The organism is Pseudomonas sp. UYIF39, assembly GCF_029963765.1.
Taxonomy (GTDB): domain Bacteria; phylum Pseudomonadota; class Gammaproteobacteria; order Pseudomonadales; family Pseudomonadaceae; genus Aquipseudomonas.
In genome coordinates this window covers 15,377-31,844 of sequence record NZ_JALBYU010000018.1, presented here as the reverse complement: position 1 = coordinate 31,844, position 16,468 = coordinate 15,377, and the positions used below count along the sequence as shown (strand labels likewise).

Here is a 16,468-nt window from a genome sequence, read left to right as displayed (position 1 = left end):
TCCGCATGACTTTCCCAACGGCACTCAACGGCCTGTTTATCGACGGCCAATGGTCCGCCGGCAACGAACACCTGCGCGTGATCAACCCGGCGACCGAAGCCCTGTTGACCACCGTGAACGGTGGCGATGAACATGCAGTCGATCAAGCCGTCACTGCCGCATCCAATGCCTTCAAGGAATGGTCGAAAACCACCGGCGCCGAGCGCGGTGCGATCCTGCGCAAAATTGCTGCGGGCGTGCAGGCCGGTCGCGAACAGTTGATGCATTTGCAGTCGAGCAACAACGGCAAGCCGCTGTTTGAAGCCGCCATCGATGTCGACGACGTGATCGCCACCTTCGAGTACTACGCAGGTTTAGCCGAAGGTCTCGATGCCAAGCAAGACAGCAATGTGGAGCTGCCAACCGACGACTTCAGCGCTCGTGTGCGCCGCGAACCCTGCGGTGTGGTCGGCCTGATCGTGCCGTGGAATTTTCCGATGGTCACCACCGCCTGGAAACTCGCCCCAGCCCTGGCTGCCGGTTGCTGCGTGGTGCTCAAGCCATCCGAAGTCACGCCGCTGCCGGAACTGGAGCTGGCGACGATCATCGCCGAAGCCGGTCTGCCCAAAGGCGTGTTCAACCTGGTCTGCGGCACCGGCCTGGCCGTCGGCGCGCCGTTGTCCGCTGATCCGCGCATCGCCAAAATCTCCTTCACCGGCAGCAACGCGGTCGGTGTGCAGGTCATGCAACGTGCGGCAGAAACCGTGAAGGGCGTGAGCCTGGAACTGGGTGGCAAATCCTCGCTGCTGGTGCTCAAAGACGCAGACATCGAACTGGCCGTGGAAGTGGCCTGTGGCGGCGGGTTCTACAATGCCGGGCAGATGTGTTCGGCCACCAGCCGCGTGCTGATCGCCGATGAACTGGCGGACGAATTCCTCATCCGTTTGAAGGCCCGCGCCGAAGCCATTCGTGTAGCCGACCCGTTCGACCCGAACGTGGAAATGGGCGCACTGGTCAATCAGGCGCAATACCAGCGTGTGCTGGGCCACATCGATCGTGGTTTGAGTGCTGGTGCCAAGCTGGTTTGCGGCGGCAATCGCCCGGCGGACTTGTCGCGCGGCTATTTTTTGCAGCCGACGATTTTCACCGAAGTGCCCCTCGACAGTGCGCTGTGGTGTGAAGAGATTTTCGGTCCGGTGATCTGCGTACGCAGTTTTGCCACCGAGGCCGAGGCGATTGCCTTGGCCAATGACAGCCAGTTCGGTCTGGTGGCCAGCGTGGTCACCCGCGACGCCGAAGCGGCAGATCGGGTCGCCAACGCTTTGCAGGCGGGGCTTGTGTGGATCAACGCGCCGCAAGTGATCTTCCCGCAGACCGCTTGGGGTGGCTACAAACAGAGCAGCATCGGCCGCGAATTGGGGCCGTGGGGTTTGCAGGCTTTCCAGGAAATCAAACACGTGATTCGAGCGGTCTGACGGCTCGAAAAGGGTCAGCGCATGCCTCGTGATGAGGCATGCGCTGGCGTCATGGCTTCAATGAGTTTTTATCGATAGTCAGGTTTTTTGCACGACCTCAGGATGAACCCGTCGGCTCAGCGCAAACCCCGTGAATACGGGGGCTTGGAGCAGATCTGGCGGCGCAGATGCAACGGTTGCGACCAGCCTCATACCTACAAAAACAAAGGGAGTCCGTAATGGGCGAGCATGATCTGAACAGACGTCAATTCATCAAAACCGTGGGCGTAGCCTCGGTGGCAGCGGCCGCCATGAGCATGCCGTTCATCAAGGCTAACGCCAGCGACACACGCTTTGCGGGCAAGACCCTGCGTTTGCTGACCTGGTCCGATGACACCGGCTTGGCAGCCCTGCGCAACATCGCCGCGACCTTCGAAGACAAGTACGGCTGCAAGGTCATCGCTGACCGCACCGGCAGTACCTCGGAAATGGTCGCCAAACTCAAGGCCGGCGGTGATCGTCCGCAGTACGACATCATCACCCTGGCAGGCGTCGGCGCCGAAGGTCTGGCCGCGGCCAACCTGCTGGAAAAACCCGATCTCAACCGCATCCCGAACCTGGTCGATGTACCGGAAAAATACCGCACCGGCGCCAATGGCCACGGTATCGGTTACCTGCTCTGGTGCAACAGCCTGGTCTACAGCACGCGCACTCAGAAAGAAGCGCCGGACAGCTACGCCGCCCTGTGGGACGCGGACTTGGCACCGAACATCTTCCTGCCGCCGCCAAACTGGACCGAGGCCATGGACCTGATCATCATCGCCGCCAAACTGGCCGGTGGTGACGAACACAACATTGAGCCGGGCTTCAAGAAACTCGCCGAGCTGAAAGATCGCGTGGTAACCCTGGGTGAAAACCCGAACCAGATCGCCGAGCTGTTCCGCACCGGTTCCCTGGACATGGGCGGCCTGTACGCGCCGGCATTCTTCCCGAAACAGATCCGCGATCCGGCCTACGGTCTGAGTGCAACCTTTGGCATGAAGGAAGGTTTCTACACCGACTTGATGCAATCGGTGATGCCGAAGAACCGTCCGGGCGACACCGACATGGCGTACGCCTTCATCAACCACTCTCTGGACCCTTTGGTGCAGGGCAAGATGGCTGAAGACATCTACAACGGCCCGGTCAACGCCAAGGCGATCATCTCCGCCGAAGCGCGCAAGAGCCCGTTCATCCTCACGCCAGAGCAGATTACCGAGAAGGCGATCATGCACGACAACGCCTTCCTGGCCACCGTGCATGACCAATGGATTCGTCGTTACACGGAAATCTTTTCTTCCTGATCCGTAGGAGCTGCCGAAGGCTGCGATCTTTTGATCCTGCTCTTCGGTGGCTCTGAAAAAGATCAAAAGATCGCAGCCTTCGGCAGCTCCTACAGGGCCGGGCGCGAGATATTCCTGATCTGCCATTGACGAGACCCTTGCTATGGAACACCAACCTCTGACTCATCCGGTCGCCGTCGCTCCAGTGCGCACCAATCGGGGTGTTTCGCCGACGACGCGTGCCTGGTTTTTTCTCTCGCCGTCGATGCTGTTTCTGGGCGTATTGATCGCCGCCAGCTTGCTGGTTCTGCGCATGAGCGTGGGCACCAAAGGCGCGGAATGGACCGGGTTCAGCCTGGCCAGTTACGCCCAACTGCTGGAACCGTATTACCTCAAATCCTTGTTGCTGACCCTGCGTCTGGCGCTGATCAGCGCAGTGATTGCGGTCGTGTTGGCGATCCCGGTGGCTTACACCATGTCTCGCCTGACCTCACCGTTCGTGCGACGGATCTTCCTCGCCGCGGTGTTGCTGCCGTTGCTGGTCAACCTGCTGCTGCAAAGCTACGGCTGGCTGGTGATTCTGGGACCTGGCGGGATGCTCAATCAGGCGCTGATGGGCCTGGGCCTGATCAAGCGCCCGATCATGCTGCTCTACAACCAGAACGGCGTACTGATGGGCCTGGTGCAAACCGCGTTCCCGTTGGCCGTGCTGCCGATTGCCAGCGCCATGCGCGGCGTCGCTCGTACTTATGAAGAAGCCGCTGCAACCCTGGGTGCCAGCCGTTTGCAGGTGTTCCGTCAGGTGGTGCTGCCGATGAGCATGCCGGGGATCATCACGGGCGCGACGTTGGTATTCGCCTACAACGCCAGCAGCTTTGTGGTGCCATTGCTGCTCGGTGGCCGACGCGTGCCGATGCTGGCCGTGATGGTCCATGACCAGATCGCCCCGCTGATGAACTGGCCCGCCGCATCCGCTGCCGGTGTGGTGTTGATTGTCACCACGCTTGCGATCATGACCTTGTCCGAATACATCACTGGCCGTCGTCGGCGCATGCTGGAGGCTTCCCAATGAGCACCCTGATCAAGAAACGTTATGGGCTGCTGCCCGGCGAGACCGGCAAGTTTGCCGGCATCCTGTCGGGCTTCATCCTGCTGCTGGCGGTGTTGCCGATCCTGACCATGATCGTGATGTCGTTCAGCGGTGCGTCGAACCTCGACTTCCCGCCGAGCAGCTACAGCCTGCAATGGTACAAGGCTGCCTGGCACACCTTCGTGTCGCCGGATGCCAGCGATGTGCTGAGCCTCGGCAAGGCCATGACCACCAGCCTGATGGTGGCGTGCCTGACCATGGTGTTTGCAACGATCATTGCGGTGCCGGCCGCTTATGCCCTGACCCGTTGCGAGTTCCGCGGCAAAGCCGTGGCGCTGCAATTGATGTCGCTGCCGCTGGTGTTTCCGATGGTGGTGTTGGGCCTGGCGTTGCTGCTGGTGTTCGACAGCCTGCCGTTCCAGATGACCACCTCGCGGCTGGTGATTGCACACGTGATCCTGGCGCTGCCGTTCGTGGTGAAAAACTGCACCGCCGCGATGCTCTCCATTGGCAGCGAAGTCGAAGAAGCCGCGCAGATGCTCGGTGCTTCACCGACCCGGGCGATTATCGATGTGGTGGTGCCGTTGATGAAGTCGGGGATTCTGGCGGGGATGCTGCTGGCGTTCATCGTCTCGTTCAACGAATTCACCGTGACCTACTTCCTTTACACCATCGACGTCATGACCGTGCCGATCTGGATGTACAGCCGCACCGTGTCATCGCTCGACCCTACCGTTTTCTCGTTTGCCGTGCTGATCGTGCTGATCGACTTCGTCCTTATATGGGCGTTGGAGAAGCTGGTTGGTGAAGGTGGCGTTTCGTTCTGATTCTTGAGGTGCAACATGACTGGTCTGATTCTGGAAAACGTCGAGAAACATTACGGCTCGGCCTGCGCGGTAAAGGATGTGAACCTGCATTTGCCTGAGGGCAAACTGGTGTGTTTCCTCGGCCCTTCGGGCTGCGGCAAAACCACGTTGCTGCGAATGATCGCAGGGCTTGAAACCCTGAGTGGCGGCGAGATTCGCCTGGACGGTGAAGACATCGGCCACACCCCGGCGCATCAGCGCAACTTCGGCATGGTGTTCCAATCTCTGGCGTTGTTCCCGCACATGACGGTGGGGGAGAACATCGCCTATCCGCTGAAACTGCGTGGCGTCAGCAAGGCTGATCAGCAGGCGCGGGTGGTGGAGTTGCTCGAGCTGATTCAGCTGAGCGAGATGATTGATCGTCCGGTGGCCAAACTCTCCGGTGGTCAACGTCAACGCGTGGCGATTGCCCGGGCGATTGCCTCGCGGCCGAAAATCCTGCTGCTGGATGAGCCGCTGTCGGCGCTCGACGCCAAGCTGCGTGAATCGATGCAGGTGGAAATTCGTCAGCTGCAACAACGCTTGAACATCACCACCATCATGGTGACCCACGACCAGCGTGAGGCCATGACCATGGCGGATATCGTTGTGGTATTGGGTGAACATCGGGTGCAGCAAGTGGGCACGCCGATTGAAATCTATCGTCACCCGGCCAATGAATTTGTCGCGGACTTTATCGGCTCGGGCAATATCTTCCCGGCCACCGCGCTGGGCAACGGCAAGATTGGGCTGCCGGGTGGCGATGCGCTGGAAGTGCCGATCTGCAGCAGCATCGTGGTGGGTGAGAAAGTGAAGATGCTGATTCGTCCTGAGGACCTGCAACTGTCGCATCCTCAGGCGACGGCGGGTAATCGGTTGCTCGGCAAGGTGACGTTCGTGCGTGATATTGGCGCGACGATTGAGACGACAGTGGAGTGTTCCGGGGTGTCGTTTACGGCGTTGAGTACGCCGTGTCAGGGGTTTGGGTTGAGCATTGGCAATCCGGTGTCGGTGACGTTGCCGGCTGAGGCGTGCCGAGTACTCGGCGCCTGATCCGGATTTGATGCCAGCCTTGCTGGCCCCATCGCGAGCAGGCTCACTCCCACATTTGATCTTTGGTGTTCACAAATTCTGTGTTCACAGGAGATCCACTGTGGGAGTGAGCCTGCTCGCGATGGGGCCGGCAAAACCAGCACAAAAATCAGCTCAAACCGTCAACCGCAACCGCGCTAGATCCCGCAACGGCGGAGCCCCAAACAACCGGCTGTACTCCCGGCTGAATTGCGAAGGGCTTTCATACCCCACCCGATACCCCGCTGCCGAAGCCTCCAACCCTTCCGCCAGCATCAACCGCCGCGCTTCTTGCAGGCGCAGTTGCTTCTGATACTGCAACGGACTCATCGCCGTCATCGCCTTGAACCGGTGATGCAACGTCGACACGCTCAGGTTCACTTCCTTCGCCAGATCATCGATGCGCAGCGGCTGTTCATAGTTGCCGTTGAGCCATTTGATCGCCTGGCTGATGCGATGGCTATGGCTGTTGGCAATAGCGATTTCGTACAGCCGATGACCCTGCTGGCTGCGCAATAGCCGATACAGAATTTCCCGGCGAATCAGTGGTGCGAGCATGGCGATGTCTTTCGGGGCGTCCAGCAATCGCGCCAGACGCAGTACGGCGTCGAGCATCGCGGTGTCGATCCGTTCAACATACAAGCCGCGTCCCGTCGGCCGGGTGGGCACACCGAGAGGACCGGCGTCGGCAATCAGCGCGGTGATTTCCGCCGGGTCGATATCCAGCCGCACCGCGAGGATCGGTTCTTCAGACGTGACATTCACCACGCGCCCGCTCAGTGGCATCGAAACCGACACCACCAGGTAATTCAGCGGATCGTAATTGAAGTATTCATCGGCCAGCCTGACCTCTTTACGGCCCTGCGCCATGATGCACAGCGCGGGTTGCGCCAGTACCGGGGCAAACTCATGGGAGTTGCTATGGCGAGACATGAAGAGCGAGCCGACGGCAGTGGCATAAGTGCCATCCTCCGCCGTGTTACGGCGGATGATAGCGGCCAGTTCCGCGCGCTGTTTCTCCATGTCGGCGTCCAGCGGGGCTTGGAAATGATCGAGCGACGACATGCAAGGCATCCTCGGTGGGGCGTCAGTAATGAGGCGAGCTTAAGTTTGTGCAAGACGAAGCGGTAGACACATCCTGCCTCAACCTTGCCTGATTCTGCACGGAGTGAATTTACGGCACCTCAATGACAGGGCAACCCAGGGAAAACTTGCTTGAAAGCCCTGTTTCATTGGCACGAAGGTCTTGGCAGGTTGTTACAGGTTTTTCGAGACGCCGCGCAGGATTGTGCAACAAGCCGGCAGGAATCGACTAACCGCGCTTCCGCCGGCGCGCTTAACCTTGGATCCTGTCGCAGCCCGTCCCACGGCTGCCACTCGAGTACCTGGGAGGGTTGAACATGTCTACGCAGATCCCCGTCAGTCATATGGCTTTTGTCCGCGCCCGCGCCGGGCGTTCGGCGGAACTCGGTGCGCGCCTGAGCGCCTTGATCGAGCCGTCCCGCAGCGCACCGGGTTGCCTGAATTTTGCCCTGCAGCATTCGCAGTGCGATCCGGAGTTGTGGCTGGTGTCCGGTTTCTGGATGAACCAGCAGGCCATGACCGCTTATTTCAGCACCCCGGCCATGCAGATCTTTGCCGGGTTGGTGCAAGACCTGGTGGTCAACAGCCTGGATTTTCATACCTTCAAGGACGTGTCGGCCGCCCAGGCGCTGGGGCAGTCCCAGTCGTGGGTACACAAAATGGCCGGTTGAGGGTTTAATGGCTCAACTCTCAATCAGCCAGGATCCACGACATGGCACGCAAAGCCTTTGAAACCTTCGAAGCCGTATCTGCCGTAGTACCCCGCGAGGGCGGTTATCACGCCGCAATCGCCACCAAAGCCATCGGTGGTTCGGGTGCACCGCGCTTTCACAAGCTGCTCGAAGAACAGACCTTCAAAACTGCCCGCGAGGCCGATGAAGCCGCCGCGCTGCAGTTGACGCACCTCAAAGACGTCAGCGAAGACGGCGACCTGATCTGGTAATTACTTGACCGCCCCCGGGCGATACATCTTGAACAACGCCTCAGGCCCCAGCTGGAAATAATCCGCTGGCCCGCCGCCGCGCAGGATCGGTTCTGCCGCGGCGGTGTCGTACACCCCATCCTTCAATAGCCACTTGGCGATATGCACGGCGACCACTTCGCCGAGTATCAGCCAGCTCGGCACCACATTCCCGTCGGCCCGCTGCAACTGAATGATCTGCGTGACCTTGCACTCGAAGGACACCGGGCTTTCGGCGACGCGCGGCACCTGAATGATTTTCGACGCTGCCGGGTTTAGCCCGGACAGCTCGAACTCGTTGACCTCAGGCCCGACCATGGCAGAGCACTGGTTCATCTGCTCGGCCAGTGGCCGGGTCGCCAGGTTCCAGGCGAATTCGCCGGTTCGCTCGATGTTATTCAGGCTGTCTTTACGCCCGACACTGGAAAAACCAATGATTGGCGGAATGTAGTTGAACGCGTTGAAGAAGCTGTAAGGCGCCAGGTTCAGGCGGCCATCGGCATCCTGGGAGGAAATCCAGCCGATGGGACGCGGGCCGACGATGGCATTGAACGGGTCATGCGGCAGGCCGTGGCCGTTGGCGGGTTCGTAGAAATGGATGTCGTCGGGCATGGCGTAAATTCCTGGGGGGCTCGGGAGGCGGTCATGGTGCAAGGGCCTGCGGCATAATTCCAGTCCATCTTCGATCAATGTGGGAGCGAGCTTGCTCGCGATTGCGGTCTGACATTCATCATTGATGTCGACTGACCGAACGCTATCGCGAGCAAGCTCGCTCCCACAGGGTTGTGTGTTGGTTCGGCATTTGTGTTCTTCCAGAAACGAGTAAGCCCGGCCGAAGCCGGGCTGTGAACATTCCTCCGGTTATCAGCCAATAGCTTCTGCAGTTCCGGTTTTGTCGAAACCGTCAGCGGCATAGGTATCAGAATGAGCGCGTTCGACGGAGGCGCTGGCTTCGGAGGAGAAATAGGCCGAGCCGGTTTTGTCATAACCATCAGCGGCGAAGGTGTTGGCGGCCAATACGGAAAGGGTCAGGGCGAGGATCAGTTGGATTTTCATGATAGGTACTCCAGGCTCGTTCGCGGTGAATACGTTCAGGCGCTGATTCAGGGCCTGTAACGGATATACGTGCGTCACGTTGATTTGGATGCGGTCAGCTGCAGAATGCTGCGGGGGCATTAACCGATCGTTATCTGCTGGAGGGGGGCGACTTGAAACCGAGGTGGGGCCATCACAGCCACCATCAATGTAACTGTCAGTCCGTCTCGATCCGCGAATGTTTGCGGGTGTCTTTCATGGTCACGTAGACCAGCAACGACACGGCAATACACGCAGTGACATACCAGTAGTAACCGGTTTCCATGCCGATGCTCTTGAACCACAGTGCGATGTATTCAGCGGTGCCGCCGAAGATCGACACGGTCAGCGCGTACGGCAAACCAACGCCCAGCGCACGAATCTCGGTCGGGAACAGTTCGGCTTTGACCACCGCGTTGATCGAGGTATAGCCGCTGACAATGATCAGTGCCGCCATGATCAGGAAGAACGCGCCCCACCAGGTCTGCACGGTGTGCAGGGTGGTCAGGATCGGTACGGTGAATAGCGTTCCGAGAATACCGAACGCAATCAGGATCGGCCGGCGACCGACTTTATCCGACAAGCCGCCGATGATCGGTTGCAGGCACATGAACAGGAACAGCGTGGCAGCGGAAATGGTGGTGGAGTCGGAGATGCTCATGCCGACGGTGTTCACCAGGTATTTCTGCATGTACGTGGTGTAGGTGTAGAACGCCAGGGTGCCGCCCATGGTCAGGCCGACCACGGTCATCAGTTCCTTCGGATGGCGCATCAAGGTGCGCATCGCGCTTTCCTTGGCCTTCTCTTTCTTGGAGAACGACTCGGTTTCTTCCATGCCGCGTCGCAGGTACAGCGCGACCACGGCACACAGCGCGCCGATGGCGAACGGGATGCGCCAGCCCCAGGCGTAGAGCTGCTCGGTGGTCAGGGTCTGTTGCAGCACGATCAGCACCGCCAACGCGATGAGCTGGCCGGAGATCAGCGTTACGTACTGGAAGCTGGAGTAGAAGCCGCGACGTTCCTTGGTCGCCATCTCGCTGAGGTACGTTGCCGAAGTGCCGTACTCGCCACCGACCGACAAGCCCTGCAGCAGGCGGGCGAAAATCAGCAGGATCGGTGCGCCAATGCCAATGGTTTCATAACCAGGGCTCAGGGCAATCAGCAGCGAGCCGAAACACATCAGATACACCGAAGCCATCAGTGCTTTCTTGCGACCGGCCTTGTCGGCGTAGAGGCCCATCAACCAGCCACCGATCGGGCGCATAAGGAAGCCCACGGCGAAGATCGCGGCGGTGTTCAGCAGTTGGGCGGTGGTGTCGCCTTTGGGGAAAAAGGCCTTGGCGAAGTACAGAGAGAAGGCGGCGTAGACGTACCAGTCGTACCACTCGACCATGTTGCCGACAGAGCCGCTGAAGATCGATTTGATGCGACTGGCAGTGGTTCTTTCTTTGGCAGGCGAAGCTGCCGACCCAAGAGGCAGGGCTTGTGAGTTATCCATGACGGATCCTTCATTTAATTGTTTTTGTGGAGCGCGTTGAAACGCAGCCTGCTTGGGCTATAGCAGGAGCTGTGCCAAGGGGAGGAGGGCCGGTTTAGAGGGGGTGCGGGGATTTTGTGAGCGGAAATCCGCTTATGCAGGGCTGGGTGTGAGCGGAAAATCGCCGACGGTCGATTACACAAACATCTCGCGGGTCAGGCCATGCCGCTGCATCTTTTCATTGAACGTCCGGCGCGGCAGTTGCAGCTCTTCAAGCACTGCTTTCACATCGCCCTTATGCCGGGTCAACGCCGCGCGCAAACAATGCGCTTCAAACGCTTCCTGCTGCGCCGCCAGCGATTGCCCAGGATCAATCCCCATCGGTTCTGGCTCGCCCAGCCCCAACACTTGCCGCTCGGCAACGTTCGCCAATTCGCGCACATTGCCCGGCCAGTCATGGCTCAGCAGGTGGCTCAACTGCGGGCCGCTAAGCGGTGGAAACGTGCGGCCCAAACGCTCGGCGGCATTTTGCGCAAACGACTCGAACAGCAGTGGAATGTCTTCACGCCGCTCGCGCAATGGTGGCAGTCGCAACTCTGCCACGTTCAATCGATAGGCCAGGTCCTCGCGAAAACGTCCGGCCCGGGCTTCGTCCAGCAAATCGGGTTTGGTCGCGGCGATGATTCGCAGATCCACGCGGATGCTCTGATTGGAGCCCAACCGCTCCAGCTTCTGCTCCTGCAACACCCGCAGCAATTTCACCTGCTGGGTCAATGGCATGCTTTCGATTTCATCGAGAAACAGCGTGCCGCCATCGGCGTATTCGAGCTTGCCGATGCGTTTGCCCGAGGCGCCGGTGAACGCGCCGCTCTCGTGACCGAACAGCTCGGCCTCGAACAACTGCTCTGGGATCGCCGCACAGTTCAATGCCACAAACGGTTTGTCGGCACGCGGACCGAAGTCGTGCAGACAACGGGCAACCAATTCCTTGCCGCTGCCGGTTTCACCACGAATCAACACATTGACCGGCAGCGTCGCCAGGTCCAGCACTTGCCGACGCAGCGTCTGCAAACCACGGGACACGCCCAGCAGCGTCGCATCGAGTTTGGCGCGGTTGTCTGCCTGCTCGTGCAGGGCGCGGTTTTCCAGCACCAGCCGCCGCTTGTCCAGCGCACGACGCAGACTGCCAAGCAGGGTTTCGGGGCTGAAGGGTTTTTCGAGGAAGTCGTAAGCGCCATCGCGCATCGCTTCGACCGCCATCGGCACATCGCCGTGACCGGTCAGCAGAATCACCGGCAAGTCGGCATCGCGGCGCTGAACTTCGGCCAGCAGTTCCAGGCCGGTCATGCCCGGCATGCGCACGTCGCTGAGGATCACCCCGGGGAAATGCTTCGGCAGCTGCGCCAGGCATTCATCGGCGCGGCTGAACAATTGCACTTCAAAGCCCGACAGGCTCAGCCATTGTTCGACGGCGCTGCGAATACTGCTTTCGTCGTCGACCACCATCACTGAATTCAGCATGAGCCAGGAGCCTCCAGGTCGATGGGCAAGGTCACGGTGAACACCGCGCCGTTTGCATGATTGTCGGCACTCAGGCGTCCGCCCGATTCGTGAACGATGGCAAAGGATACGGCCAGCCCGAGGCCCAGGCCATCACCCACCGGTTTAGTGGTGAAGAACGGATCAAACACATTCGCCAAGTGCTCTTCGGCAATGCCGCCACCGTTGTCGGCGACGGTCAGGCGCCAGAGTTGTTCGTCGGCTTCGAGACGGATTTCCAGGCGTTTGCAGGGTTTGTCCTGCATGGCGTCCAGGGCATTGCGCAGCAAATTGATCAGCACCTGCTCCAGGCGAATCGCATCGCCACGCACCCAGGCCGGACGTGTCAGGTGCAGCACGGTGCTGACCTGTTCGTCACGCAAACGCGCGTCGAGCAGCTGCAACGACTGGTCGACCACCGCCGCCAGGTCCAGACGTTCACGTAAACCGCTGGGGCTTTTGCGGGCGAAGGTTTTCAGGTGACCGGTGAGGGCGGCCATGCGCGTCAGCATCTCATCCACCGGTCTGAGTGCTTTGTAGGCGTCATCGACTCGGCCGTGATCGAGCAGCAGCCTCAAAGTAGCCAGTTGCATGCGCTGGGCGGTCAGCGGCTGGTTGATTTCATGGGCCAGCGCGGCAGACATCTGGCCGAGCGCGGCGAGTTTGGCCGATTGCACCAGACCGTCCTGAGCGGTGCGCAGGTCGCGAGTGCGCTCTTCCACCAGTTGCTCGAGCTCTTCACGACTGCGCTGGCGCAGTTTGGCCAGACGCCAGCGCTGATTGAGGAACAGCAACAGAAACACCACGGCCAGCCACAACCCGGCGGCGGCGAGCCCGGCGTTGCGGCTGTCTTCGAACGCGACTTGCGGGCGGCGCAGCAGGTGCAACGTCCAGCCTTCAGTGCTCAGCGGTAGCGATTCCCACAGGTAATTCGCCGTCCCGTCAGGGCCCACGACCCGCGTCAGGTCACTGTTGTCGTCGAAGCGCCGCACCGATTGATACTCGAGCGGTGTCAGCGGTTGTTTGTCGTATTGGCGGGTAGCCTTGAGTTCGGCGTGATCGCTGTCACTCAGCGGCTTCAACGAGCGATAGCGCCAGCCCGGCTGGTTGGCGATGAAGATAATCCCACGAGCATCGCTGACCAACAGCGTGTCGCTGCCCTGACGCCACTCGCGCTCCAGTTCCGGAAATTCGAGTTTCACCACCATGGCGCCGAGGAACTGGCCGTCGTCACCGGTGACCGCGCTGGACAGGAAGTAACCGGGAATGCCGCTGGTCACGCCCACCGCGTAAAAGCGCCCGGTGCCCTGGGTGCGGGTCTGGCTGAAGTAGGGGCGAAAACCGTAGTTGTGGCCGACGTAGCTGCTGGGCAAACGCCAGTTGCTGGCTGCCACGGCGAGGCCGGTGCGGTCGAGCAGTTCCAGGGTCGAGGATTGCGCCGCGCCGTTGATCTTTTCCAGTTTGCGGTTCAGTGCGTCCTGCTGTTCAGCGGATACCGAGCCATTGAGCGCAGCGCGTAGCTCCGGGTCCAGCGCGAGCACGGCGGGCAGGGCGCGGTAGCGGTCGATCAGGGTGTGCAGGGAGTTGGCGTAGAGCGCCAATTGCTGATTGGCGCGGGCGGCGTCTTCGACCAGGGCCTGGCGTTCGGCGTGGCGCATGGCAAGCCCTGCCACCAGCACGGCACCGGCGAGGATCAGCAAGGTGTACAACGTCAGACGCAGGGTACGAGAGGTCGGCAGCATGCTTGTCGCAAACGCATAAAGGTCGGGGCCGGCACCATAACATGGAGTGACGGCGGCTAATCGGTTTTTGCCAGGCACGTCAGGTGGCGTGCTTTTCAATGAGGTGCAGTGAGACTCATTCGGCAGGCTCGCTGGTGTGCCGTTCTACGCAGTTGATTCACTGTTTCTTCGCTGAAGCTTCTGTATCAGTTTTCTGGGTTTGGGGACGGGCCTGCTTGATGCATGGGGCGCGACTTCGTCAGTCAGTTGTGCGAGCCGCTGGCTAGCGCCCTCTGCCTCGCTTGGCATCTCAGCAACGGTTTTTGCTTTCTCGAGCACCTGAGTGATTGCCTCGAAAGGATCGATACCGCTATGGAGCAGTTTCATTGCCTCACGTTGATTTTCGGAGGTGAGTTCTTCCAGCTGCGTGTAGAACAGGTTCTGAATTCGTTCTGGGTAGGCGTTGATGCTGTCTGCGAAATTTTTGATTTTGTCGATCAGATCCCGGCCTCCGTTGGCAATACTTTGGGCCCCATCGATGACTTTGTTCGTGGTAGCGACAGCAGTGCTCAAGCCATCTTTGATCTCTTGGGTATGAAGTGTTTCCGCCAGCTTCAGGCCCTTCTTGAAAAAGTAATACCTCAGCAAAGGCATCGCTATGGCGCCGACAACCATGCCGACAGCGGCGCCAATTCCGGTGCCGATACCGGGTACGACACTGCCGAGCGCCGAGGCCACTGTGCTACCCGCAATCGCACCTTTCAAAATTGATTTGACGCCATGTTTGGACCGAATGAATTTGCCCAGCGTCATGCTCTGCCGGACCTCGGCAATATCGGCAATATCGGCGCCTTCGGGAATGAGGCCGTCGAATTCAGTGGCCAGGTTGTGTATCTGGTCGACAGCGTTTTTGGCTTTGCCAAGTACGCCGACGAAACCCTTCGCCAGTTCAAACACCGCTTTTGATGTGCCCGACTTGTCGACATACAGAAGCGGGTTGTTGCCGACCATCGCATACAGGTTCAGCCCATCCACAGCCCCTGCCGGGTCGGCACTGACCCAGCGTTGCAACCACGGTGCGTAATAGCGTGCGCCGTAGTAATACAGCCCGCTGTCATCCAATTCCTTGCCCGAATAGCGGATGGTTTTGTAATCGACGTCCACCTCACTTCCCCGCGCATACCAGGCTGTGGCGCCGAACGGGTAATAACCTTCCTCGCTGATCACTTGCGCCTGTTGATCGAGTTCCAGCGCGCAGGAGCCCAAGTGGTCGTCGAGGCTGTAGCGCAATTGGTCGACGGCGATTTTTGCGGGTTTGCCGCTGACCCAGTGCAGGCAACGCACACTGCCGTGTCCGCCGGGCAGGGTGATCACGTGCAGCTCTTCGCCGTTGTCGCGGGTGCGGATTTCCAGCCCCGGCAGGTAGATCACCTCCTGAAAGTGGGTCAGTGACGGCGTGTGGGTTTCATGGCGTTTGTACACGCGCACGCCTTGGCTGTAGCGGTAGAACTCCTGGTCATCGGAGCCGTTGGTGCGTTTGACCAGCGTGACCGATTCCAGTTGGTCCAGGCTGTTCCACGTCAAGACTTTGCCTGGCTGCAAGTCGTTGAGGTTGCCGTGGCGGTCGAACAATTTTTCGAAATCAGGGATCGGATCATCAGGTTTCCAGCGCACGCCACGGTTGCTGCCGGGGTCAATGAACATCTGGCGGGTGTGACAAGCGCCCTCACGCACATGACACAACTTGATCAGGTTGCCGCCGCAATCGTACTCATAGTCTTGTTGGTAGTTGAGCCAATTGCCGGGATCGCCGGGCAGGGGCCGCCCCGGAATGTCCGACGGCGGGGCATCGTCGTAACCGGTGGCACTGGTCAGCCGGTACAGCGAGTCATAGGTGAAGTCGCGGTGGCCGTCGATCAGTTGGTTAGCGAAGTAAATGGGTTTGAAGGTGTGGTCTTCGATGCGGGTGATGTTGCCGACGCGATCGTAGAAATACTCGAAATTTTGCAGCGCCGGTTCGGCGTTTTTTTGCGCGCGTTGCGTGGACAGGTGCCCAGTGGCCGGGTCGTAGGTCCAGGTGCTGAGCACGTCGTTGGCGGCGCGTTGTTCGATGATCTGGCCAGCGGCGTTGTACTGCGCGTCTTTCAGAACCGATTCCCGACTCAAGCCATCTTTGACCCGCAGCTGAACCCGCTGGAGCTGCCCGGCAACGTCGTAACGCAACTGTTGCTGGTGATCACCGGCATCGGTCTGGCTCAACAGCGTACCGAGCGGGCTGTAAATCCGGCTGCTGCGGTAGGCCTTGCCCTCGACCAGGGTTCGGGTTTCGCGCAGTGATTGCCCCAATAGACTGTAGCTGTCGAAGCTCAAGGTGCCGGAGCGGTCGACCTGCCCGGTCAGCTGGCCGCGCCGGTTGAAAGCAGGATCGGCGCAGGCATCGGCGTAGGTAAAGGTTTCGACGTTCTCTTGATCGTTCTGCGCTACGGCAGTCAGGCGCAACTGATCGTCATATTGATTACGCCAGTGATGACCACGGGTGCCCCAACGTTGCAGTTCTTCGCCTGCCACACCGGGCAGGATCACGCGCCAGCCGGCATCGACGCTGTCCACTTTGAGCGGTTCGCCGGTCAGGCTGTAGACGCTGGCGAGGTTGGGTTTGGGGGCGGTTTCGAACAGGCGCGGATCCCATTGGGCAACCAATCGTCCAGCGAGGTCGTGGTGTTGGCGGGTGATGAGACTTTCAACGGGACCGTCGGCCGTTTTGCGCAGGTAAGCAACCTGTCTCGCCGATAACGCTCGAGGGTCATGAACCGACAGGGATGGCGTGTACCGGTGCACTGATCGGTTCACGA

At 60.0% G+C, this 16,468-nt stretch carries 14 protein-coding genes; 7 read left to right on the top strand and 7 right to left on the bottom strand.

Annotation, left to right across the window (positions count from 1 at the left end):
* The first annotated feature begins 5 nt into the window (after positions 1 to 5).
* The 5 genes from MO767_RS21580 to MO767_RS21560 all read left to right on the top strand — a co-directional run bounded on the left by MO767_RS21580 (position 6) and on the right by MO767_RS21560 (position 5,743).
* Positions 6 to 1,454 carry an aldehyde dehydrogenase family protein gene (locus MO767_RS21580; RefSeq protein ID WP_282482151.1) on the top strand — a complete coding sequence of 483 codons (1,449 nt, stop codon included), beginning with the start codon at positions 6 to 8 and terminating at the stop codon, positions 1,452 to 1,454.
* 218 nt (positions 1,455 to 1,672) lie between these two features.
* A complete protein-coding gene (locus MO767_RS21575; RefSeq protein WP_129437944.1) occupies positions 1,673 to 2,776 on the top strand; it encodes an extracellular solute-binding protein in 1,104 nt (367 codons plus the stop codon).
* A 142-nt stretch (positions 2,777 to 2,918) separates the two neighbouring features.
* Positions 2,919 to 3,827, top strand: a complete 909-nt coding sequence (locus MO767_RS21570; protein ID WP_282482150.1) for an ABC transporter permease — start codon at positions 2,919 to 2,921, stop codon at positions 3,825 to 3,827.
* Positions 3,824 to 4,672 (top strand): ABC transporter permease, encoded by an 849-nt coding sequence (locus tag MO767_RS21565; RefSeq protein ID WP_129437940.1) that lies wholly within the window; start codon positions 3,824 to 3,826, stop codon positions 4,670 to 4,672. Before MO767_RS21570 ends, MO767_RS21565 begins: the two co-directional genes overlap by 4 nt.
* Positions 4,673 to 4,687: 15 nt before the next feature.
* Positions 4,688 to 5,743: an ABC transporter ATP-binding protein gene (locus MO767_RS21560; protein WP_111451947.1), complete on the top strand. Its 1,056-nt coding sequence runs from the start codon at positions 4,688 to 4,690 to the stop codon at positions 5,741 to 5,743.
* Positions 5,744 to 5,896: 153 nt separating this feature from the next.
* Here MO767_RS21560 and MO767_RS21555 read toward each other — a convergent pair whose 3' ends face one another.
* The gene (locus MO767_RS21555; RefSeq protein ID WP_282482149.1) at positions 5,897 to 6,826 is read right to left on the bottom strand and encodes an AraC family transcriptional regulator; all 930 of its coding nucleotides are present in this window, start codon (positions 6,824 to 6,826) and stop codon (positions 5,897 to 5,899) included.
* 335 nt (positions 6,827 to 7,161) lie between these two features.
* Between MO767_RS21555 and MO767_RS21550 the strand changes: the two genes are divergently transcribed.
* Both MO767_RS21550 and MO767_RS21545 read left to right on the top strand, forming a co-directional pair.
* Positions 7,162 to 7,515 (top strand): antibiotic biosynthesis monooxygenase family protein, encoded by a 354-nt coding sequence (locus tag MO767_RS21550; protein ID WP_046049698.1) that lies wholly within the window; start codon positions 7,162 to 7,164, stop codon positions 7,513 to 7,515.
* Between the two features lie 41 nt (positions 7,516 to 7,556).
* Entirely contained in the window at positions 7,557 to 7,787 is a 231-nt protein-coding gene (locus MO767_RS21545) for a hypothetical protein (RefSeq protein WP_056741355.1), read from the top strand.
* Here the strand turns inward: MO767_RS21545 and MO767_RS21540 are convergent, their stop codons facing one another.
* The 6 genes from MO767_RS21540 to MO767_RS21515 all read right to left on the bottom strand — a co-directional run bounded on the left by MO767_RS21540 (position 7,788) and on the right by MO767_RS21515 (position 16,466).
* Positions 7,788 to 8,417 (bottom strand): flavin reductase family protein, encoded by a 630-nt coding sequence (locus tag MO767_RS21540; protein WP_282482148.1) that lies wholly within the window; start codon positions 8,415 to 8,417, stop codon positions 7,788 to 7,790.
* Between the two features lie 252 nt (positions 8,418 to 8,669).
* The gene (locus tag MO767_RS21535) at positions 8,670 to 8,861 is read right to left on the bottom strand and encodes a hypothetical protein (RefSeq protein ID WP_282482147.1); all 192 of its coding nucleotides are present in this window, start codon (positions 8,859 to 8,861) and stop codon (positions 8,670 to 8,672) included.
* Between the two features lie 196 nt (positions 8,862 to 9,057).
* A complete protein-coding gene (locus tag MO767_RS21530) occupies positions 9,058 to 10,377 on the bottom strand; it encodes an MFS transporter (protein ID WP_282482146.1) in 1,320 nt (439 codons plus the stop codon).
* Positions 10,378 to 10,551: 174 nt separating this feature from the next.
* On the bottom strand, positions 10,552 to 11,877 hold the full coding sequence (locus MO767_RS21525; RefSeq protein WP_282482145.1) for a sigma-54 dependent transcriptional regulator: 1,326 nt from the start codon (positions 11,875 to 11,877) through the stop codon (positions 10,552 to 10,554).
* Positions 11,871 to 13,637, bottom strand: a complete 1,767-nt coding sequence (locus MO767_RS21520) for an ATP-binding protein (protein WP_282482144.1) — start codon at positions 13,635 to 13,637, stop codon at positions 11,871 to 11,873. The genes MO767_RS21525 and MO767_RS21520 overlap by 7 nt, the downstream gene beginning before the upstream one ends.
* A gap of 144 nt (positions 13,638 to 13,781) precedes the next feature.
* Complete coding sequence (locus MO767_RS21515; RefSeq protein WP_282482143.1) at positions 13,782 to 16,466, bottom strand: RHS repeat-associated core domain-containing protein; 2,685 nt, start codon at positions 16,464 to 16,466, stop codon at positions 13,782 to 13,784.
* Between the last annotated feature and the right edge of the window lie 2 nt (positions 16,467 to 16,468).